The sequence below is a fragment of the Bacillus sp. V33-4 genome (assembly GCF_002860225.1).
GTDB classification, from domain to species: domain Bacteria; phylum Bacillota; class Bacilli; order Bacillales; family Cytobacillaceae; genus Bacillus_BJ; species Bacillus_BJ canaveralius.
Genome location: NZ_PGVC01000030.1, coordinates 28678 through 50922, shown reverse-complemented (window position 1 = coordinate 50922; position 22245 = coordinate 28678). Strand labels below are relative to the sequence as shown.

At 38.0% G+C, this 22245-nt stretch carries 21 protein-coding genes and 1 riboswitch; of the genes, 17 read left to right on the top strand and 4 right to left on the bottom strand.

The window, feature by feature from the left end; all coding sequences use genetic code 11:
• Window positions 1-96 precede the first annotated feature (96 nt).
• Window positions 97-1041 (bottom strand): mannose-6-phosphate isomerase, class I, encoded by a 945-nt coding sequence (manA, locus tag CVD23_RS12090; protein WP_101666162.1) that lies wholly within the window; start codon window positions 1039-1041, stop codon window positions 97-99.
• 562 nt (window positions 1042-1603) lie between these two features.
• Between manA and CVD23_RS22885 the strand changes: the two genes are divergently transcribed.
• From CVD23_RS22885 to CVD23_RS12075, 3 genes are all read left to right on the top strand, one after another.
• Window positions 1604-1732 carry a transposase gene (locus CVD23_RS22885; RefSeq protein WP_374702637.1) on the top strand — a complete coding sequence of 43 codons (129 nt, stop codon included), beginning with the start codon at window positions 1604-1606 and terminating at the stop codon, window positions 1730-1732.
• Between the two features lie 228 nt (window positions 1733-1960).
• Window positions 1961-2392, top strand: coding sequence for a hypothetical protein (locus CVD23_RS12080; RefSeq protein ID WP_101666160.1), 432 nt, complete (start codon window positions 1961-1963; stop codon window positions 2390-2392).
• A 692-nt stretch (window positions 2393-3084) separates the two neighbouring features.
• Window positions 3085-3903, top strand: a complete 819-nt coding sequence (locus CVD23_RS12075; protein WP_101666159.1) for a MurR/RpiR family transcriptional regulator — start codon at window positions 3085-3087, stop codon at window positions 3901-3903.
• A gap of 34 nt (window positions 3904-3937) precedes the next feature.
• Here CVD23_RS12075 and CVD23_RS12070 read toward each other — a convergent pair whose 3' ends face one another.
• Window positions 3938-4621: an N-acetylmannosamine-6-phosphate 2-epimerase gene (locus tag CVD23_RS12070; RefSeq protein ID WP_101666168.1), complete on the bottom strand. Its 684-nt coding sequence runs from the start codon at window positions 4619-4621 to the stop codon at window positions 3938-3940.
• Window positions 4622-4637: 16 nt separating this feature from the next.
• Window positions 4638-6173 (bottom strand): maltose/glucose-specific PTS transporter subunit IIC, encoded by a 1536-nt coding sequence (locus CVD23_RS12065; RefSeq protein ID WP_101666158.1) that lies wholly within the window; start codon window positions 6171-6173, stop codon window positions 4638-4640.
• 237 nt (window positions 6174-6410) lie between these two features.
• On the opposite strand from CVD23_RS12065, the gene CVD23_RS12060 reads away from it, so the two are divergent.
• From CVD23_RS12060 to CVD23_RS12005, 13 genes are all read left to right on the top strand, one after another.
• Window positions 6411-6983 (top strand): transposase, encoded by a 573-nt coding sequence (locus CVD23_RS12060; protein ID WP_101666157.1) that lies wholly within the window; start codon window positions 6411-6413, stop codon window positions 6981-6983.
• On the top strand, window positions 6968-7159 hold the full coding sequence (locus CVD23_RS22710) for a hypothetical protein (RefSeq protein ID WP_308314937.1): 192 nt from the start codon (window positions 6968-6970) through the stop codon (window positions 7157-7159). The genes CVD23_RS12060 and CVD23_RS22710 overlap by 16 nt, the downstream gene beginning before the upstream one ends.
• The gene (locus CVD23_RS12055; RefSeq protein WP_308314936.1) at window positions 7129-8484 is read left to right on the top strand and encodes a YifB family Mg chelatase-like AAA ATPase; all 1356 of its coding nucleotides are present in this window, start codon (window positions 7129-7131) and stop codon (window positions 8482-8484) included. Before CVD23_RS22710 ends, CVD23_RS12055 begins: the two co-directional genes overlap by 31 nt.
• Before the next feature lie 128 nt (window positions 8485-8612).
• Complete coding sequence (locus CVD23_RS12050; protein WP_101666156.1) at window positions 8613-8861, top strand: YgiT-type zinc finger protein; 249 nt, start codon at window positions 8613-8615, stop codon at window positions 8859-8861.
• A gap of 354 nt (window positions 8862-9215) precedes the next feature.
• Complete coding sequence (locus CVD23_RS12045; RefSeq protein WP_101666155.1) at window positions 9216-9854, top strand: 5-bromo-4-chloroindolyl phosphate hydrolysis family protein; 639 nt, start codon at window positions 9216-9218, stop codon at window positions 9852-9854.
• Window positions 9851-11032, top strand: coding sequence for a toxic anion resistance protein (locus CVD23_RS12040; RefSeq protein WP_374702636.1), 1182 nt, complete (start codon window positions 9851-9853; stop codon window positions 11030-11032). The genes CVD23_RS12045 and CVD23_RS12040 overlap by 4 nt, the downstream gene beginning before the upstream one ends.
• A gap of 326 nt (window positions 11033-11358) precedes the next feature.
• Window positions 11359-13314, top strand: a complete 1956-nt coding sequence (locus CVD23_RS12035; protein ID WP_101666153.1) for an HD domain-containing protein — start codon at window positions 11359-11361, stop codon at window positions 13312-13314.
• Between the two features lie 20 nt (window positions 13315-13334).
• Window positions 13335-13553 (top strand): hypothetical protein, encoded by a 219-nt coding sequence (locus CVD23_RS12030; protein ID WP_101578708.1) that lies wholly within the window; start codon window positions 13335-13337, stop codon window positions 13551-13553.
• Window positions 13554-13717: 164 nt separating this feature from the next.
• Window positions 13718-14473, top strand: a complete 756-nt coding sequence (locus tag CVD23_RS12025) for a sensor histidine kinase (protein WP_101666152.1) — start codon at window positions 13718-13720, stop codon at window positions 14471-14473.
• Window positions 14451-15152: a response regulator transcription factor gene (locus CVD23_RS12020; RefSeq protein WP_101666151.1), complete on the top strand. Its 702-nt coding sequence runs from the start codon at window positions 14451-14453 to the stop codon at window positions 15150-15152. Before CVD23_RS12025 ends, CVD23_RS12020 begins: the two co-directional genes overlap by 23 nt.
• Before the next feature lie 419 nt (window positions 15153-15571).
• Window positions 15572-16471 carry a hypothetical protein gene (locus CVD23_RS12015; protein ID WP_142382896.1) on the top strand — a complete coding sequence of 300 codons (900 nt, stop codon included), beginning with the start codon at window positions 15572-15574 and terminating at the stop codon, window positions 16469-16471.
• Between the two features lie 87 nt (window positions 16472-16558).
• On the top strand, window positions 16559-17461 hold the full coding sequence (locus tag CVD23_RS12010) for an acetamidase/formamidase family protein (protein ID WP_374702635.1): 903 nt from the start codon (window positions 16559-16561) through the stop codon (window positions 17459-17461).
• 47 nt (window positions 17462-17508) lie between these two features.
• Window positions 17509-18897: an APC family permease gene (locus CVD23_RS12005; protein ID WP_101666148.1), complete on the top strand. Its 1389-nt coding sequence runs from the start codon at window positions 17509-17511 to the stop codon at window positions 18895-18897.
• 820 nt (window positions 18898-19717) lie between these two features.
• Here CVD23_RS12005 and CVD23_RS12000 read toward each other — a convergent pair.
• Window positions 19718-20317: a plasmid pRiA4b ORF-3 family protein gene (locus CVD23_RS12000; protein ID WP_101666167.1), complete on the bottom strand. Its 600-nt coding sequence runs from the start codon at window positions 20315-20317 to the stop codon at window positions 19718-19720.
• 176 nt (window positions 20318-20493) lie between these two features.
• Window positions 20494-20579, top strand: a riboswitch (cyclic di-GMP riboswitch).
• Between the two features lie 63 nt (window positions 20580-20642).
• On the opposite strand from CVD23_RS12000, the gene CVD23_RS11995 reads away from it, so the two are divergent.
• The gene (locus CVD23_RS11995; protein ID WP_101666147.1) at window positions 20643-22169 is read left to right on the top strand and encodes a DUF5667 domain-containing protein; all 1527 of its coding nucleotides are present in this window, start codon (window positions 20643-20645) and stop codon (window positions 22167-22169) included.
• Window positions 22170-22245 lie beyond the last annotated feature (76 nt).

Below are 22245 nucleotides of genomic sequence, written 5' to 3'. Positions count from 1 at the left end.
GTGGAACACCCTGAAACCCGAGGACAAGAAGACAATATCTAATTCCTGTTTTCTACTCTACATCACCTAGTTTGTATCTAGTAGTCGATGTCTCATTTATAAATGCGATACAATAAACTCCGCATTTCCTTCTAATTTAAAAGATCCGAAGTCAAAAGGCAGCATGAAATGATCCCCTTTTTTAAATGAAACACGTGCGTTATTCGCTTCTAAAATCCCCTCGCCGGAAAGAACACTAACAAGTTGAAAAGACTTCGTTTGCTGTAGTGCAGTGTGCCCATTTAAATCCCACTTATGTACTGTAAAATATTCTCCTTCAATAAAGGTAGTGATTTTTAAATCGTCAACCATTGCTTTCTCAGGATTGATTTCAGGTTGATGCGAAGGAATCGTGGTGACTTCAATCGATTTTTCGATGTGAAGCTCTCTTAAGTTTCCATCGTTGTCTCTGCGATCATAGTCATAGACACGGTAGGTTGTATCCGAATTTTGCTGGGTTTCCAGTATAAGAGTTCCTTTGCCTATCGCGTGGATCGTTCCGCTTGGTACAAAATAAAATTCACCTGGTTTAATGGGAACTCTTCGTAATAACTTATCCCATTTTCCTTCCTCGATCTTTTCGATAAATTCTTGTTTGGTTTGTGCGTGGTGGCCAAAGATGATTTCAGCCCCTTCTTCACAATCAATGATGTACCAGCACTCTGTTTTACCGAGTTCTCCGTTTTCGTGTTTTTTGGCAAATTCATCATCAGGGTGGACTTGAACGGAAAGATCGTCATTTGCATCCAAAATCTTCGTTAATAATGGGAAGCGGTCGCCACCAACATTTCCGAACAGCTCTTGATGGTTGTCCCATAGCTCCCCTAATGTTAACCCCTTAAATGGACCATTCTTAACAATGCTTTGACCGTGCGGATGGGCAGCGAACGCCCAGCATTCGCCCGTCTGTTTGGATGGTATCTCATAACCAAATGAGGTAAGCTGTTCTCCACCCCAAATTCTTTCTTTAAAAACTGGCTTGAAAAATAATGGCTCTCTCAACGCAAGTCTCACTCCTTAATTTATCTTTTCCCTAGAACGTCCATCTCATAAATTATTATACTATGATAAATCGAAAAGGAGAGCTCCCGTTCTTTATTGTTATGAAATTATAAAAATCGACTTATGGATAACTGTACGATAAAGCGGTTCATATATTTATGCCGGAGAATTGGGATAAGTACAACGAAAAAGCGGGATCATTAAACCGATATTAAAGAAACCGTTGAGAAAGCGATTAGTGATGGGACGACTGATTTAGGTTATTCTCGATATCAATGTACAGTACAGGATAAGAAGGAGTTCCTAAGCCTGTTTTTGTTTGTTTTTTTTATAAGAGTCGTTTTTATCATAAGTGCGGGTAAGAACTACACGGACGACTGGTAACATAACCAACAGGAAATGATCTTTGATGTGCCGCATCGTCACATGTGTTTACATACCTAGGAAATTGCGAAAGGTCATTTTTGAAGCCGCAAAAAATTAAATGAATTAATCAAACAGGTCGTCGCTCAGGTTGGTTTCAGTACTCTATCAAAAGAGGAGCAAAAAGCGAAATCTAAACGTGGGAGTGATCACGGTGACCCCCACCTATGGTCGGAAGCTTAAATCCAATGCCCATATTCATGCCTTGGTAACGGAGGGAGCATTGGGCAGCCAGAATGAGTGGGTGAGACGCGAACTCATTCCTTAAAAGAAACGTTAAAAGTATTAGAATGTTTGTACAACTAAAGTGTGTACACTTCATTCAGGTATCGCTTTTTCAACGAGCACAAGAGTAAAATGAGGATAGAGTCTACTACAATTCACTATCTATTGAAAAAACGGGCTAGTTAAGTTGGAATACAAACAAGGTATAAGAGGAATTGCTATAATCGGTTATAATGAGTAAAAGATATTTTAATATTTATAGGAGATTCCAATGATTAGAAGAAAGCTTCCTATTGCTTTTTTACTGGCTTCAATATTTGTATTTACTTTGGGTGATTTAACTTCCTTTACAGAATTTTTGAGTGGATGGCTTTTCGTATTCCCGTTTTTATTTCTTTATGCTCTTCCTATTTCATTAGCGTCTGAAATCTTAACAAAGAGATTAAATACCAAAATGAAAAGAGCATTGTCTTCATTGTTCATCCATATGGGATTTGCCGGTATCTTTTATTTTGGAGATAGTGGATTTGCAACCATTGCTTGTTTCATTGCTTTTACCTTTTTTGTATTAGATGAAATAACAAGAATTTTTTGGGAAAATAGTTGGTTTCAACGAAGTTTGGTTATCGCTTCACCTTTTCTTTTATGTTTGTCACTTGTTTTGTGGATTACTGCTTTTATTCAAGCCATACAAATGAATTAATAACAGAATAAATAGATTGCACCCTGCACCATTAGTAATGAAGTGACGTGTCTTAATAAAGTAGAAAGATGATGGTTTCTTTAAATAATTGGTTCTTCATTAAAAAGCTTTGGCTGCGAAAAAGACCTTTTCTTTTTAGGGATAAATTAGTCAGTGTTATTTTAATTAAAAGTAGTGTTCTCTAGCTTGAGGAAACATCATCTATATTTTTTATGCGGTCTTCGACTTTTTTTGCTGCCGCATCAAGAATGAATCCTCTTTAATTAATTCTTAGATTAAGAGGATTTTTTTATTGATTTCTTCCAACAACCATCATAATCCTCATCAACAGATTTTCCATTAATTAGCGACGATCTGAACTGTTCGTTCATTAGCTTTCTAGCTATATATTTTGCAACATGTTTAAATGCTCATTGCCGGCACTTATCTACAGGAACAGTAATCATGAAAATGAGTTTAGTATCCTTGACGTCCATATTATTCCAGTTGAATACACCTGATGCCAAAAGTTACCTTTGGGGTTTTAAACGCAGGTAAGTAAAGTGAAACCTTGAGTAACTTAATAGACTATGCGACAGAGCAACTTAACATTTAAACTACCAGAGCATTTTTGTAAAAGGACGGTAGTATTTCAACTTTAACGAATATTTTGAGATAATAGGAGGAGAGAAACTAAGTCCAGAGGGGTATATATGAAAAAATACAATGTGTTGGATCAAATCCAGATTAATTACCCGCAATTTTCGGCGAAAGAAAAGGAAATTGCAGATTATATTTTGGAGAATAAAGGCTCGATCTTAAATATTAATATTAAGGATTTAGCCGTGAAGACAAATTCCTCTACTTCGACGGTTACCCGTTTTTGTAAAAAGATTGAATGCAGCAGCTTTATGGAATTTAAAGTGATGCTGAACAGGGAGATTGAAGGGGCTAAGGATCATAAGAACAGTTTTGGAAAGGTTGAGAGTTTTTATCAGCAGGTAGTCGATTCAACTGTATCTCTGATTGATAGAGACCAAGTCACGACTGTTGTACAAATGATCAAAGAAGCCGAAAAAATCCTCGTTTTTGGAATCGGAAGTTCGGGATTAACGGCGCTTGAACTGAAATACCGTCTCATGAGGATGGGTCTTATTGTAGACGCCGTCATTGATCCTCATATGATGTTGATGGGCAGTTCCCTTGCAGGTGAGAAAGATCTTGTTATTTGCATCTCCAACTCTGGAAATACAGAAGAAATTATTAAAGCTGCCGGAATCGCGAAACAGAATGGGGGCAAAATCATCAGCATCACAAATCATGATCACACCCCGTTAACGAATTTGTCAGAAGAAGTTCTTTTCACTTCAAGTACAAAAATCTTAAATGATGATCAATTTATTAATAGCCAGCTTTCGATTCTTTATGTGCTGGATGTCATTTCTTTGCTGCTTCTTGAGGATGAAGATCTGCGCGCAAAACGGGACAAAACGCTGAACGTTATTCATGCCATGCGAGAAGAAGGGCAATAAGAAAACTCCCGAAAAAATCCGGGAGTTTTCTTCGTCAACTCTTTTTCATATACTCGGTAAATCTCCGAGTGATTTGCTGTGGTCTTGTTATTGCCCCGCCTACAACAACTGAGTGCGCGCCAACTTCAAGGCAGCGTTTTGCCATTTCAGGAGTTAGAATGCTTCCTTCGGCGATAACCGGTATTTTCACTGATTTCACGATGTTTTTCAATATTTCAAAATCGTTCTCATAAACTTTCTGGCCTTCTGTTTCATTTGTATAGCCGATTAACGTGGTTGACACACAGTCGAACCCAAATTCTTCTGCTGTTACCGCCTCATCTACAGTTGAAATATCCGCCATTAATAGAAGGTGAGGATACTTTTCCCTAACCTCTTTTATTAAGTCAGAAAGCTTCACACCATTTGGCCGCCATCTATTAGTTGCATCAAGGGCAGCCATTTCGCTCCCGGAGGCAGCCACCTCATCAATTTCCGGCATTGTTGGTGTAATGAAAACCTCACTATCAGGATAGTTCCGTTTTACGATCCCGATAATCGGTAAGTTGATCGTTTTCTTAATTTCCTCGATGTCAGCTTTTGTATTGGCGCGGATTCCTGCTGCACCGCCTTGTTGTGCGGCTAAAGCCATTCTCCCCATAATCATCGAACTGTGCAGGGGTTCGTCTTGAAGTGCCTGGCATGACACAATTAAGTTGTTTTTCACTTGTTGTAATATAGTTGTCTGCATTGAGTTAGGCTCCTATCAATTCCTCTATTTCATTTTTAATAATGGTAACATGAGGGCCATAGATAACCTGAACCCCATTTCCTTTTACAATGACTCCCCTCGCACCGGTTTGCTTCAAAGTCTCCTCGGAAACAAGTGCAGGATCTAAGACGGTGACACGAAGCCTTGTAGCACAGCAATCAAGATCACTGATATTTTCTTTTCCACCAAGCGCACTCGTGATTATTGCTGCTCTTTCGCTTGAATCAATTAAACCCAGGTTTGAATCGTTTTCTTGCTCGCGGCCAGGGGTTTGCAGCTTAAACTTCAAGATCGCAAATCGGAAGGTGAAATAATAAAGTGCAAACCAGACAGCTCCAATCATAGGCACGTAAATCCAGTTTGTTTTTTCATTACCCTGTAAGATCCCGAATAAAATAAAATCGATAAAACCGCCTGAAAATGTTTGGCCGATTGTGATTTCGAATATATGGGCCATCATAAAAGCGAGACCATCAAAAAAGGCATGAATGACATACAGGATCGGCGCGATAAACAAGAACGAGAATTCGATCGGTTCAGTGATCCCGGTTAAGAAAGAAGTCAACGCAGCTGAAAGCATTAATCCAAAGACTTTTTTCTTATTTTCGGGTTTTGCAGTATGATAGATTGCTAGTGCTGCCCCAATGAGGCCAAACATCATCGTAATAAACCGGCCGGACATAAACCGTGAAGTTCCGATGAAAAATTGCTCTGTATTCGGATCACCGAGTTGGGCAAAGAAGATTTTTTGCGTGCCTTCTACCAGTGTTCCATCCACGACTAAGGAACCGCCAAGGCCTGTTGTCCAGAACGGCATATAAAAGATATGATGAAGACCGAATGGACCGAGCAGTCGTAAAATAAATCCGTAAATCAGCGTTCCGATATAGCCCGTTTGCTCAACCAATCCGCCGATGTTGAAAATTCCGGATTGAATAGGGGGCCAGATAATAAACATCAATACACCAAGAAAGATAGCTGCGAATGACGTAATAATCGGAATAAAGCGGGAACCAGCGAAAAACCCAAGGAATTGTGGAAGCTGTGCCTTGTTATAACGGGTATGAAGAAATGCAGTTAAAATCCCGACAACAGCTCCACCAAATACCCCGGTCTCAAGGGTTTGAATACCTAGAATAGTTCCCTGTCCGACAGCAGCTGGATTTTCAGTCACAAGCTTACCAGTTATAACAAGCATTGCGCCAGTGGAAGCATTCATAACCAGATACCCCAATACAGCCGCTAACCCTGCGGTACCTTTATCAGACTTTGCCAGTCCAACCGCAATACCGACTGCAAACAAAATGGCAAGATTGGCAAAAACAATCGAGCCGGCGGCACTCATAATTTGAAAGATAGCCTGAAGCCAGCCAACATCCAAAAATGGATACGCTTTCAAAGTGTTCGGATTTGATAACGCACCGCCAATTCCAAGTAAAAGACCGGCCGCAGGCAAAACAGCAATCGGCAGCATAAATGATTTACCAAACCGCTGCGCCTTCTCAAAGAAAACACTCATCAATTATCACCCTTTCCATGAAAACTATTTTCATAATCTATTTTAAAATTGATGAACAATTTCGTCAATAACTTTTTTGGGGCCTGACCCCACATGCGGTGAAGTGATAAAGTAAAACGTTAATAAAGTAAGTTTTTTTAAAAAAACTCGATAATTATTGACGTTTTGAATAGAGTATTTTATTATTTTATTTATAAGAACATTTGTTCTTAAAACTAAAAATCATGGAGGGATTGTATGCCGAGAAAACACCGTGTTTGGTATCCGGGTGCGATCTATCATATTATGGCCCGGGGAAATAAACGGTCAGCCATTTTTATCGACCACTTAGACTACTTAAAATATTTAGAGATTCTTGAAGAAGTCCGCAAGAAGTTTCCGTTTAAATTACACTCCTATTGTCTAATGACAAATCACCTCCATCTCCAACTTGAAACTACCCAGCATCACGTACAGCATGTTATGAAAGATTTGCATTCTCGCTATGCCATTTATTTCAATCAACGTTTAAAAATAGACGGTCATGTTTTTCAGGGCCGCTATGGTGCTAAATTGATTGAAAACGATGACTATTTTTTAGAAGTAAGCCGCTATATTCATCGCAATCCCCTACAAGCCAAGATGGTTGGAAATTTAGTTGATTATCAATGGAGCAGCTATCCCTCTTTTGTAAACCTCAATCAAAACCCTCATATCGATCAAACAAAAATTTATTCCTATTTTAGCGAACCAAAACCGTACTGTTACAGACTTTTTGTGGAGGAAAAGGAAATCAATGAAATGGAGGAGCAGCCATGTGTGCAAAAGTGACAAGTATTGGGTTAAAAGGAATGGAAGGTTATCGAGTTAATGTTGAAGTGAAAACTATTGTGGGGATTGATTCTATTGTAATTGTTGGGTTGCCGGATACATCCATAAAAGAATCGAAGAGCGGATTGTTGCTGCGCTCCACTCCTTGGGATACTCACTTTCCTGTCAAAAGGTAGTTATTAACCTTTCTCCTCCTGAACAAAAGAAAAACGGACCCATGTTTGATTTGCCAATGGCAATTAGTGTGTTATTGGGCTTAAAAGAGCTAGAGGTTCAAATTCCTGATCATACTGGTTTTCTTGGGGCCTTGTCGTTAGATGGGTCTATTCAGCCTGTTGAAGGGATGCTGCCAGCGGTTCTGGCTGCTAAAAGGGTGGGTTTAACAAAGCTATATATGCCATTTGATGAAAAGCTGCCGATACTGGAATTTGAAGGTTTGGAAATTATCTATGTTTCTTCACTGCAGGAAGTGATTAAGCATCTCTCAGGAGAAGAAATTATTCCGTTTTATCCCAGAACTAAAGAACAAGTTGCCGATATTGACTTTATAGACTTTCAACAAATATTAGGTCATAGTTATGCTAAAAGTGCATTAGAAGTGGCGGCTGCGGGCGAACATCACGTCTATATGACAGGACCGCCCGGCTGTGGAAAAAGTTTGCTGGCCGAAAGCTTTTCATCCATTTTACCTTCCTTAAGCAACGAAGCTCAACTCGAAATGATCAGTTTATACCAGCTAAGAGGTATCACCTATCCTCATACTCATGTTCCTCCTTATCGAAATCCGCATCATTCTGCGTCAGATGTTTCCATTATTGGAGGTGGACAAAATCCGAAGCCAGGTGAAATATCGTTAGCTCACCGTGGAGTTTTATTCCTGGATGAAATTGCAGAATTTCCGAAAAAAACATTGGATATGCTCCGTCAGCCTTTTGAGGATGGCTATATTACGATCAGCCGCACCCGCGCAACGATCACATATCCAACTTCATTTATATTAATTGGGGCTATGAATCCTTGTCCATGTGGCTATGCCGGTTCTAATACCCACTATTGTACCTGCACGTCCAGGCAAATTCTCTCTTATCAAAACAAGCTTTCAGGTCCTCTAAGAGATCGATTTGATATTAATCTTTCCCTGAAGCCTGTTGATTTTAAAGCAACTAAGGGAAGAGAAACAGAATCTTCAAAAACAGTGCAGAAAAGAGTTGAAGAAGCAAGGAACAGGCAATATGATCGTTATGGAAAAGAAATATGCAATAGCAGGGTTTCTTATGACCTACTTATAAAAACAAGTCCTCTGACAACAGAACAACAGCGTATTCTGCAACAGCTTTTCATAAAGAAAAATTGGAGCAACCGTAGACAAATTAAGATCATCCGACTTGCCCGGACTATCTCGGATCTTCAAGGAAGCATTCAAATTAATGATCAAAGTATTTGGGAAGCTATTAAATTGAACAGTCAACCTGCTCTTAAGGGGAAGAGCATTAGTGTTTAGGATTTATTTGATCAAGGTAACTTACAAAATCCCCAGATACGGAAAAAAAGTAATGGCTTCATAATTATAGAACCTCTTGATCACCTGGGAAACAAAAAATAATTTTAAATAAAGGAGCTGACCTAAAAATGAAATGCCCACTCTGCCACTCAGCTTTAGTAGATAATCAATTAGTGACTGTTAAAAGATTTATAAATGGTGAACCTGTTTATTTTCAAAATGTTCCGGCGCAGATTTGTTCAAATCCTTTATGCGGGGAGGAAATTTTACATGGAACAATAGTTAAAGAAATGAAGTCTATTATTAATAATGCGAAAGAAGCAAGTTTTCAATTTGAAAGAACCTTTGATTTTAAAACTGGTCAAAAATATAAATGAATCACCTGATTTAAAATTGTTGAAATAGTATAGCTTATCAATCGTTAAGTAAACGCTGTTGGTGTGAAACTGACAGCATTTTTTTTGCTAATCTCTTCTTTGCTTACAAGCCTATTTTTAATTGTTGTAGAAAAAACAATTCACACAGTTAAGGAGCACCTTCACATACGTCTCAAGCCCTAGAAAAGAATACAAACCTAGTCTGCTTAAATAGTCGACAGATTTCGGGTATAATTTAGACATACAAAGGTAAAGGTGTATTAAGTTTATCTTTTTTAGATTCGTTAACATTTGAAACCTTTGCATCATTGTCATCGTAATATATTTAAGGAAACTAGGTCAGGAGCGGTCCTTATGAATCCATTTTTGTCATTTATCCTTTATTGGATGTTGCTTTTTCCAATCACAGTTTTTGTATGGCTTATCAGCTTTTTTGCATTTGACCAGACGTTTGCACTTTCCGTTATGTATGCGCTCGCATGTGCTTTTCTGATTTTCATAGCAGTTAAAAGTTCTCTAAAGTCGCGATTTTTAAAAAAGCATCAGCTTGGAAGAAAAGAATATAAGTACATTAAGAAAAACTTGGATGAGGCGAAAACCAAAATCAAGCGATTGCGCAAGGCGTTTTTTCAAGTTAGAGATATCGCGTCCTTCAGGCAAACACTTGAAACAGTCCGTATCACGAAAAGGATTTATACGATCACAAAAAAAGAACCGAAGCGATTTTATCAGGCAGATCAATTTTATTATTCTCATTTGGATTCAATCGTCGAACTAGCTGAAAAGTACGCGTTCTTGTCAGCCCAGCCGAACAAAAATACAGAGCTTGCTATTACATTGCGTGATACACGGACAGCCTTAAAAGACTTATCCAGGACGATAGAAGAGGATTTGAACCACGTGCTGTCCAATGATATTGATTCTTTAAATTATGAATTGGATGTTGTGAAATATACAATAAAACCAAGACATGAAGATGGAAGGAGATTATGATGAACGAAAAATCCCCGCTTCATAAAGAACCAGGTACTGCCTTTAATGATTTGCTCTTAGATCCATTTGGTGATAATACATCCACAAGTCCTCAAGTCAAAATTGATGATACTAAACAGACGAGGCTCATTGATGTGATCCCGCAGGAAAGCAGGGAAAAGGCCTATCAGCTTGCCGATCAAATTGACCCAAAGAATCATCAGGCGATTATTTCGTACGGTACCCAAGCTCAGTCAAAGCTTTTAACGTTTTCCCATTCGATGCTTGAGCAGGTAAAAAAAGAGGATATTGGCGAGGTAGGCGAAATACTCGGCGATTTGATGAAAAGGTTAAGCGAAGTCAATCCGGACGAGCTATCCCCGGAAAAGCGATCGTTTTTTTCACGGATGTTCGGCAAGATTTCCAATTCAATTCAAGAGGTTCTTTCAAAATATCAAAAAACAGGTGCGCAAATCGATCGCGTTACCGTCAAGCTGGAGCGCAGTAAAAATACGTTATTTCAGGATATCCAATTCCTTGAAAAGCTTTATGAGCATAATAAAGAGTACTTTCATGCTTTAAATGTTTATATTGCTGCGGGGGAATTAAAGCTGGAGGAACTCTATGAAAAAACGATTCCCGAGCTGAAAAAAAAGGCGGAATCCACACAGGACCAGATGGCTTTTCAGGATGTCAACGATATGAGGCAGTTTGCCGATCGTTTGGACAAACGTTTGTATGATCTGAAGCTTAGCCGAGAAATTACCGTGCAAAGTGCTCCGCAAATTCGGCTTATTCAAAATACAAATCAATTATTAGTGGAAAAAATCCAATCTTCTATCTTAACGGCGATTCCTCTCTGGAAGAACCAGGTTGCGATTGCCTTGACGTTAATCAGGCAGCGTCATGCTGTCGAAGCGCAAAAGCAAGTATCGAAAACGACAAATGAACTGCTCTTAAAAAATGCTGAAATGCTGAAAACCAATACGATTGAAGCTGCCAAGGAAAATGAGCGCGGCCTGGTTGATATTGAAACTTTAAAGAAAACGCAGGAAAACCTCATTTCGACACTGGAAGAAACGATTCGCATCCAGGAAGACGGTCGAAACAAACGCCGCCAGGCAGAACAGGATCTTATCACCATGGAGAACGAGCTAAAGCAAAAGCTGCTTGAATGGGGAAAAACGGACAGTGCTTGACGTGAAAACTATATGTCTGAAGAGAGAGTCCTAGCTACCAGGGCTCTTTTCTAATTTTTATTATATTGTAACAAAAAAATTAACTTAACACTGTCGGAAAAATACTTTTTAAATATGCCCTTTCTTGTGCTAGTGCTTTACAAAATGATTAATTCATGCGGGATATGATCTACTCAGTTTTACTATATTACATAGTATTGTTGTATCTTGTAGTCTTAGCAGTCTCCTATTACAAAAATATTTTTTCATTTTATGGAAAATAGCAGGATTCGGAAATTTTCTGTCGAAAAAGTAAGAATAAAAAAAAAGAAGGAGGTTTGTTATGGATGGAAGGAAAGAGTGTTCTACAGATTGCTGACAATATACATGGAAGTATACAAATAAGTAAATTAGAAAAGCAGCTTATATCCACCCAAGCTTTTAATCGTTTACATAACATTCTGCAAAATTCCACTGTCTATCTTACGTATCCCTCGAACCAGACCAAGAGGTTTGCACACTCTCTTGGTGTGTTACATTTAGGTGGGGAAATGTTTAAACACAGTTTAATAAATGCAAATGACGACGTAAGATATGAGTTTCTAAACGCTATTAACGAAGAAATTCAACTTACAATTAATCATAAAGAATTTCAACGAATTCTGCGTGAAAGACTCAGTGCTTTTTTAGATCAAACTGACATCCACGATTTTAAGAAAATTGTTCCGAATGACCCTTTATTTGTTTCCAGTTTGCCGGCATCAATTGATAAGAACGAGCATTATTTTGCTTATTCTCTAATGTATCAATCTGTTCGTTGTGCGGCTCTGTTACACGATATCGGACATCCACCCTTTAGCCATATTGCTGAATACGCCTTAAAAGAAGTCATAGATCAAGTTAAAGAACAGCAAGAACTGACAATCAGGCAAAATAAATTTTTGGATATTACCGAAAAATATGCTTCTAACAAAGGGAAGATTGACCTTCACGAGAAAATAGGAAATCAGATTTCCGACAGATTATTGGAAAGTATTCTTCGAAACGATAGAGACAATATCAACAATAAGGAAGATGCAAAACAGCACTTGTTTTATTTGTTGGTGAATACTTTCACCACCTATATTCTTGAAGATAAAAGACAAGAAAATGGCGGTACTATATTTGAAAATGTACATAGAATAGTTGATGGCTCAATTGATTGTGATCGGCTTGATTATGTTACGAGAGATACCTGTAGTTCAAGCGCGAACAAGGGGAAAATTGAATATGATCGACTTATAAATTCTATGAAGTTAATGAAAGACGATCTGGGAAATTACATGTTTTGCTTCGACATGCGGACATTAAGTTCCATTGAAGATTTCTTTTCAAAGAGGTGGCATCTTTATAAATATATAATTTTTCATCATCGAGTAATAAAAACTGATGCTTTACTGGGAAAAGCGATTGTGAAACTAGCATGGGATTATTTAAATAAGGATGAGGCGGATACCCCACAACAAAATGAAAATACACTTCCTTTTGATATATCAGGGCTATGGAGGGCTGTTGAAGAGTTGTTTTCTGATTCAGATTATTTTAATGCTCTTATTCAATGGGATGATTCATGGTTGTTAACGGTACTTCGACAAAAGTACTTTTCTGAGTATCAATCAAGTGAAGAAGTCATAAAAGAACAGCTAGAGGAGTTGCTTTCTAATCGCAAAAATTATTACAGCCTTGTAAAAAGAATGGATGACTTTTGTGAAATTGACAATTCCATAATACAGACAATTAAAGACAACCGTGAACCAATTGAACAATTAAGAAACCAGATCAGGCTGCAAGGACTTCCCTCAATTAAACTTATTGATAAATTATGTGAACAAGTAGATAATTATAATAAAGAATCCGTAGCGAGCATTCTGAATGAGGGCTTCTTTTTATATAACCTAATGCTTTTAATGGAGGCTTTGACCGTCTCCAATATTCAAGATATTTTGAAGGAAACAATCGAGATTGCAGTGAAACAAGAAGGGATTAGAGATTTAATTGTTGCATTTAAACAACTTGGTACAGGTTTAGAAAAGAAAATTCCTTATCTGTATTATCATAATCGTATGGTTAATTTAAATAATTTTTCTAATATCCAGAATGAACTAAATCAAAATAAGTCACTCTTCCCAGTATTCTTTGCATATTTATGTGGTAAAGGAAAATTATCTAACAGCGAAATGCGAGAAATGATTGGGAAAGCTATTGGAGTTCGATTGTTGGAATTGTTTGAAGAACTTTATAATAACTTAAAACAAGAAAAATAATTTCTCAAGGAGGAAGAATTATGTCTATTGTAATGGAAAAATCAAATTTCGAGGTTGCAAATATTATTTTATCTCAGTCAAATATGTTCACTTTTGAGGAATTATTAATACAACTGCATGAAAAAGGTATCGAGATTGAAGAAGAACAAGTTAAAATGACAATTAAAAACTTAAAGAGTTCCGGTCTGGTATATGACTACGGTACAAAATATTCATTGTCTACTTTAATGATGCGTTAACAATTTTGATAATACACAAAACCCTGGAGAAAAGCTATTCCAGGGTTTTTGTTTTGTGAAGATAATTTTTCATATACTTCACGTAAATCCTATTGCCACCTATACGAAAAAGCTTCTATCATTTAAAATAATATTCAAACTATCTGAAAAGCCGGTGAAGTTACATGTTTACGGTTGTTGTCTTTCTTGGAGTATTGATGCCAATTGTCAGTCTTGTGATCTTATTTATGATGAGGCTGATTGATCAGGAGCTGGATGTTCTTGAGCTTGAAAATGTGAAGGTTAGATTGGAAAAAGAACTGCAGGAAAGTGAATATAAGCAGTTAAATGAACGTATTCAACCGCACTTTTTATTTAATACTTTGAATGCTTTTTTATCTTTGAGCAGGATTGGCCGGTATCGAGATATGACAGCGGGTATGGAGAAATTCGCACTTTTTTTGCGATATCGATACCACGACCATGAGGTGCTTGTTCCATTTAAAACGGAATTGGAACATACAAAAAACTACATATCCGTTCAACAGCTTCGATTTGGTCCCCGACTACATATTAAATATGATCTCGCTCCAGCGGCTATCGAATGTAAAATTCCTCCCTATACATTACAAACATTAGTAGAAAACTCTTTCAAACACGGATTAGAAAAAAGGCGTGGCGACAAAGTTTGTGTTATAAGACTTGCCCGTCAAGGGAACTGGGTAGTGCTGACTGTACTCGATAACGGTTTAGACGTAATTAAAAAGCAATCGTTTGTAAGCGGGACAGGTCTTGCCAATATACGGAGAAGATTTGAATTGATCTTTGATTTACCTACTTCAGTTACGCTTGGAAAAACAAAAGACGGCCATACCATTGCCGAGGCTAAATGGCCGTATATACCGGGGGATGAATCGGATGAATATCCTAATCGTGGATGATGAATATTTGGAAATTGAACAACTTCGTTTTTTGATTCAGCGCAAGTTTCCTTTTTGGAATCTATTTGAAGCAGAAGATGCCGTGATGGCCTGGAAAATAATCGAGAAGGAAAACATTCAACTGGCGTTTGTCGATATCCACCTGCCCGGAGAAGATGGTCTTCAATTATCCAAAAAGATTAAAGGGAAATTTGATCATTTAGAAGTAGTGATCGTGACGGCCCACCAGCATTTTCACTATGCGAAGGAAGCTATTAAAATAGAAGTGCTGGATTATCTTGTAAAACCCGTCATTGAAAATGAACTATATGGAGTCATTGATAAATATATAAGCGAACATCAATATGTGATCGCTAAATCGGCACATGTCCAATATGCTGTAAAACGGATCGAGAGGGATTATGCCAGGAAACTTAGCCTCCAAGAAATCGCCGAAGAAATACCTGTGCACCCTTCTTACTTAAGCCAGCGATTTTCTGAGGAAATAGGTTCTACCTTTCAAGAATATCTGTTAAGCTATCGAATTCATCAATCTAAGACATTATTATTGAAGCATCCAAACTGGAGCATGACAAGAATCGCTGAATCAGTCGGTTTTTCCAGTCAGCATCATTTTAGTAATGTTTTTAAAAAGAGAGAAGGAATCACACCTTCTAACTATAAGGAGCAAAGCAAATGATCGATTGGTATGTCATCTTGTTTTTGGCCATTACACTATTAATTTTTCATATGAAAGAATTCGGGGAACATACTAGTCCAGCTGATTATATGCAAACCCAGGGTAAGATTCCAGTGTCCAAGGGGACCATTTCTCTGCTTTTTCAACTAATCACCGGAACTTTTCTATTTATTCCTTTTTACTTTACGATGCACTATAGTTATCTGTCAGGATTAGCAATTGCCTTATCTGGAGGATTCATTCTGTTTCTGTTTAGCAGAAAGATTGAATCTTTAAATGTATTACTGTGTAAAGCAGGGGAAAGAAAAGATTATTTTAAAACTGTTTTTACGAAAAATGGCCGGTTTGCTTTTTATTTCATCTTGTTTATGGCAAGTTGTGAAGGGCTTATTGTTAGTATTTTGTTGGCTTGTTCCTTTATGGAATCAGTATTTTATATCTCCTCGTATTGGACAAGTGCTTTTCTATTATCTTTTGGTTTTGTGTTTGCGGGAATGGGAGGGGTACAGGGTATTCAAAAGGTAGGTGCCTGGTTAATGGCGTTTTTCTTTATTGGCGTCACCATGATCCCTCTCACTACTTACCTCATTCATGGTGTTCAATCTACCTATCTCAATTTTGTACGCAATAATAGCGTTGACTTCGGAGCAGGGTCATTCATTCTTGCCTGTTTCCTTTTCATGTTGTTTATGGCAGCACAATTGATGGTTTATTTTTTTATCAGTCCGGATCTTTCATCAATGAAAAAGAACAGACTGAAAATAACAGTGAGCTTAAGTGCGATCTGCTGGAGTGCGGTTCCCCTGTCGGTTACAGTCATCGTCGTGTATTTGCTGTCGGTTACAGAGCGGGCGGATCTACTAAGTGGCATTACGCAACAGCTTTCGCCTCCTTTGTTATATATATTGATTGTGAGCGTTTTATCAAGTTTTGCGCTTGGAATAGGTATCTCCCTTCATAAATTGACTAGCCTGATTTTCATGGTTTTTCCGGGGCGATTCACGGTGAGAAAAAGTTATTTCTTCAACCTTTTTTTGTGCTTATTGACGATGTTCACCATGCTGGTTTTTAAACCAACATTGTATGCGACTTTTATTTTTTACCTCAATTTTTTTGTATCCCTTGCTTTCGCTTTATGGCTGTTAGTAAAATCTAATGTTCAGTGGGGCATTGAATTTTCATTGATCCTTGTTTTGTTTGTTTTAATAGGGTGCTGGGTTTCTTTTGCATTCAAAGAAATGACTGGGCCTATTATAAGTTTTGCTTTATCCGGGATAACATTATTTGTTGTTTTTGTTAGAAAAGTCAGAAAAATATAAAAATAATACAAAAACAACTTATTATTTTGCAAAACAGGGGTTCTTCTCTTTTTTATAATTAGGAAAAAGGAAGGAGTCTGAAATATCGTGCAAACATTATCAAAAGAACAATTCTTTTATTTTTTCAGTAAACGTAATAAAACAGCTCTAACGGTTTCTTCGGGTACACAAGTTATCATTGACACATATGATTGCTTTCAAAACCAAATTCAATCTCAGGATACAGGCTTAAACGCCATTGACTGGAATCAGATTAATCCGGCAACAGGATCGGTTTATGTTGAAGGAGCGAAACCGGGTGATGTATTAAAGGTGAGGATTGACAACATTGAGCTGGGTGAACAAGGGGTAATGGCAGTCGGGCCTGGTTTGGGTGTTATGGGTCATCGCATTGATGAATTTCAGGTAAAGCTCATTCCGATTAAAGACAATAAAGCTATTTTTAATGAAAAAATATCAATAGCTTTAAATCCAATGATCGGTGTCATCGGGGTAGCTCCCGAGGGAGATGCTGTCTCCTGCGGAACACCCGGGGCACATGGCGGAAATATGGATACAACTCTTATCACCACGGGGGCAACCTTGTATTTTCCTGTTTTTCAGGAAGGTGCTCTATTCGGCCTGGGGGATTTGCATGCGGCGATGGGAGACGGGGAAATCGGTGTGTCGGGAATCGAAATCCCAGGGAAAGTAACGGTTACGTTAGAAGTCCTTATAGGGACATCTATTCCGTTTCCTTTTTTAGAAAATGAACAGGGCGTTGCTGTCATTGTTTCAAAGGAAACTTTAGACGAAGCAGCCAAAGCGTCAGTTGAGCTAATGATAGACACGTTACTTCCTCATACAGATTTAACCTTGGCTGAGTTGACTATGCTGATGAGTGCAGTCGGGCAAGTTCAAATTTCGCAAATTGTCGATCCGTTAATGACGGCAAGATTTGTTGTGCCAAGAAGTGTACTTGACGCTTATGGGGTAAAGCTGTTTGGATAAACTTCATCGTGAAAAAGTACGCGAGTATATAAAGGGGGGGAGATTGGATGGATCCGAATGTTCAACAAGCCAATCAGATAAATACAGAAATTGACGTTAACATTGAAGATTATGGCTATAAGCAAGAGTTAAAAAGGTCTTTATCGTTTTGGGATTTATTAATTTATGGTCTTATTTTTATGGTGCCAATTGCACCGTTCGGGATTTATGGATATGTCGCAGAAGGTTCGAATGGAATGGTCGCACTTGCATATTTAATTGGGATGATAGGAATGATTTTTACTGCATTAAGTTATGCAAGAATGTCTGAAGCCTTTCCTATCGCAGGTTCCGTTTATTCTTATGCACAGCGCGGGATTAACGAACATGTCGGTTTTTTTGCCGGTTGGGTGATCTTACTGGATTATATCTTAATCCCTTCGTTATTGTATTTAGTCAGCGCTGCGGCTTTAGGTGATATCGTGCCTGGGGTCCCAATGATTGTATGGCTTCTTATATTTATTGGAATTAATACTGTCATTAATGTATTTGGAATTGAAATAACGGCCAAAGCAAATAAGGTGATCGTTGTTCTTGAATTAATTGTGCTGGCGATATTTGTGATTGCCGCTATCATTGCCATCTCAAAGGGCGTAAATGGAGCAGAATTTAATTTTAAACCGCTCTATGACCGTGATAATTTTAGCATCGGAATGGTCATGGGTGCTGTGTCGATTGCTGTTTTAAGTTTCCTTGGTTTCGATGCCATATCGACGCTGTCCGAAGAAACAAGAGGAGGAAACAAAGTTGTTGGACGTGCAGTTATTTTCTCCTTATTGGTCGTCGGGGTATTATTCATTATTCAAACATGGGTTTCAGCCTTAATTTGGCCAGACTATACAACATTTGAGAATGCGGATGTAGCTTTTTACCAAATTGCTGAAATTGCAGGCGGTACCTGGTTGAAGTGGACAACTACCCTGGCTACAGCGCTTGCATGGGGAATTGCCAATGCATTAGTAGCACAGGCAGCTATCTCCAGGATTTTATATAGCATGGCACGTGACAAAAAGCTTCCTGGCGTTCTATCTAAAATTCATCCAAAGTTCCAAACTCCATACATCAGTACTCTTGCAGTAGCAGGAATCTCTTTAGTGGTGACAGTGTTCTTTGCTTCTAAAATCGATGGGTTGGCATCTCTTGTTAATTTCGGGGCATTAACCGCATTCCTGTTCTTGCATATCTCAGTCATCAATTATTTTATCCGCAAGAAAAAGAGCAAAGATTACTTAAATCACTTGCTATTCCCGGTAATCGGATTATTTATCATCGGTTTCGTATGGTATAGCCTTGATGCAACCAGCAAACAACTCGGTTTTATATGGATGGCAATCGGAATAGTTTATATGATTTATTTAAAGCTGGTGAAGAAGGATTCTTCTTTGAATGTGGAGTAAGAGACGGGGGAGGAATTATTCAAGAAGGGCTTACTCTCTATTACCTGGAATCTAAAGTGGAAAATGGGCAGAAGAATAAATTCATTTGGTTTTTGCTAGCTTGGCCCAAGTTGCTAAGCTAGCTTTTTATTTGACTAAAAATATGAATTGCACACTTAAAGCAAGTCGAGCCGAAGCCTTTGAAAGAATACATTTGATAAATTTGAGTTTTCTTTCATAGATCGGGGATTTCGAAAGCGGGACAAATAAAAAAGGCCTTGCCAATAATCATCAATGATCTCATAGCAAAGATCCTTATACTTTTCGTAGATATTGAAATATATTAACTAAAAATCCTTTTTCGAGGTTTATTCCAAATTTTTATATACTTATCGCCTTCTTTTGTTATGAAGAATTTAATTCCGATCAATTTTAAAGGAGTAAAGATTTCTTTCATATATAATAACGGCATTACCTTAACCTCCTGTTTGTCTAGTAATCCAATAATAACTTGATAAGTAATCTCTATAAACAAAAAGTTCTCGATAAAGAACGACAGGATTTTCGATAATGATCGTATGTTTGCATGAATAAAGGGTTTAATATTGTTTGTTAATAGGGTATTTTGAAGAATTTAACAGAAAAAGATCACAAAATAACACCTCTCTACTGGGCGTTTATTTAATGTCCACTATATCTTTTTCAGCTAAACTTGGTTTTTGTAGTTGACTTTAAGTTAGACTCTCCAGAAAAAGACAGTGCGCATAAACGAGACTGGGGGAAAAAGCTATCATGATCAAAATAAGAGTGGAAAATTTCAATCCACTCTTAAAACAAGCTCTTATCGTTTCCTGTTTGTCAAAACCTTTTTAAGAGATTGGTTGACTTGATCAATGTCAAACGCCTCCGGATCAATAGGTCCATACCATTCGCGCAGCTCCTCCATGTATTCCTTTTCCTCTTGATCAAGTTGCCGGTCCCCCTGATCTTGAAAAGCTTGTAACAGAGCTGAATAACCGTAAATACCTCCAACGTCTTCCGGTGGGCATGCGCGTTTTCCTTTTAGGCAGACAGGGTATTTAAGCTTTTCAGATACTTGCTCGATCTTTTCTACTGTCACCATATGCTCCCAGTCATCTCCGAAATCATAGGTGTAGAGGAATTCATCCTTTTCTGTTCGGATCCAGTCTCCCAGCTTTTCTTTCCGTGAATCAGTTGTTTCCCTCATTTTAGGAAGGAAAAACCCAGTCTCTAATTCATCTTCGGGAAGCTCAATCAAAACATCATTATATTCAAAACTGTATAAATGATAGTTTTCCCAGCCCATTAATACTTGAATCACTTCATGCAGCTGGTGGAAGGTTAACTCGCTATGCACTTCGATCCTTCTCCAAATAGGCGGCCGGATACCTTTTAGTGATACTTTCAATTGGTACGTCATTATAGGTTTTGCTTTTCGCACAGAACTTTTTGGTTTTTTTGTTCCTGTTCTTATATTTTTGATCTGATAATCCAACAATTCACCCACTTCTGCTTTAACGGTAGTTAATAAAAATTTTTTTATTTCGCCAATTTCCCCCTCAAATTTCGACATGGAATCGTATAGAATATTAGAAAAGTTGATAAAGGCAAAACCATTGAAAAATGGCGACGCAAAGCTAGAGGGACTAACGGGGTAAAACCTATGTCAGCCAGCTGCCAGACCAGTGCGGACGAAGATAATAGCTTTTTCATCTTTTCTTATTTTTTATAAGGAGAGAAGTTAAATGAACAGAAATATCAAGCGGCTCATTTCGGGCGGAGTTTTCATGGGAGGCCTATTGTTTAGTACTGCGGCTTATGCAGAGGGAGACACAGCGCCAGCTGATGATACAGTAAACGCACCATTTTCCCAAGTTGCAGCAGGTACCACACCGGACAATAGTTTTACTTATTTCTTTGATAAGCTGTCTGAAGATTTGCAGTTATTTTTTGCGTTTAATGATGTAAAGGAAACCGAATTATTGCTTCAATTTTCTCAGGAGCGGCTTTCGGAATTAGCTGAAATAGCCGAGACAGATCAAGATCAATATATTACGAACTTAATTGATGAATACTTAGTTTCCTTGCAGGAAGCGGGCGATAAGGTTGCGCAGATTGTATTGGATTCGGATCTGAACGGAGAGGTAAAGGATCAGTTAACAAGTGAGTTGGAGCAAACTGCTGCACTCGATATCCCTGGCGAAGACTTATTAGCAGACAATAAATTAGAGGAATTGAATTCTACTAAAAAAGAAGCTTTTATAGTAGCGAGCGTGGTTAAGGAATTAAATACAGAAAAGGTAAAAGCACTACGTGCAGAAGGCCTGGGATTTGGACAAATTGTAAAAGTTCTTGCTCTATCTGAGGAAAGCGAAAAAACAGAAGCAGAAATTGTTGATTTATTAAAGAATAAAAATATGGGCTTTGGGCAAATAGCAAAAGAGTTAAATATAGACCTGGGCAAACTGGTTGGTAAAGTGATTAATCAAAAAGAAGATCTAATCGAAGAGGCGATAGAACAAGCGAAAAAATCAAACGATACAGCCACGGTAGAAAGATTGGAAAAATCACTGAAAGATATTAAGAAACAGAAGGTTGAATTTGAAATAGTTAAGGAATATGCGGAAATAGAGCAGGAAGCATCAGAGAAGCTTGCCAAAATTCAAGAAAAGCTCGCAACGGGTGAAATCACCAAGGCGGAAGCTGATAAAAAAATTAAAAAAATTCAGGAAAAAGTTGCAAAGGAACTGAAAGAATTACAAGAAGACGCAGATGAAGAACTGGCAGAACAGAATGAAGAAGGAAATTCCAACGACAGGGAAGAAGAAGATAACGAAGGGCAATACGACGATGATGAAGAGCAAAATGATTCAAATAATATAGCTGAGAACACAGAAAATAATAAAAAACAAGCAGAGCAAACTGCTTCAAAACAAAAGGAATTAGAAAAGGGTAAAAAAGAACAGGAACAAGCGGCCAGGGAAGCAGCTGAACAGGAACGTGAAAGACAAGAAGAACTGGCAGAGCAGCAGCGGGAAAAAGAGGAACAAGCTCGCAAGCAACAAGCAGAGCAAGAAAAAAAGCAAAGAGAACAAGCAGAACAAACTCGCAAACAACAAGAAAAATTAGCAAAACAGCAAGTAGAACAAGCTCGTAAACAACAAGAACAATTAGCGAAAGAACAAGCTGAAAAGCAATATAAAGACCAACAAAACCAAAATAAAAACGAAAACGGGGAAGAAGGAGAACATTCAGAAGACGGAGAAAATTAAGGTCAAAGGAGCCACGCCGCTGGCTCCTTCTATTTGTATTTTCTTATGAATTCTTTTCGGGAAAATTAAAAGCACT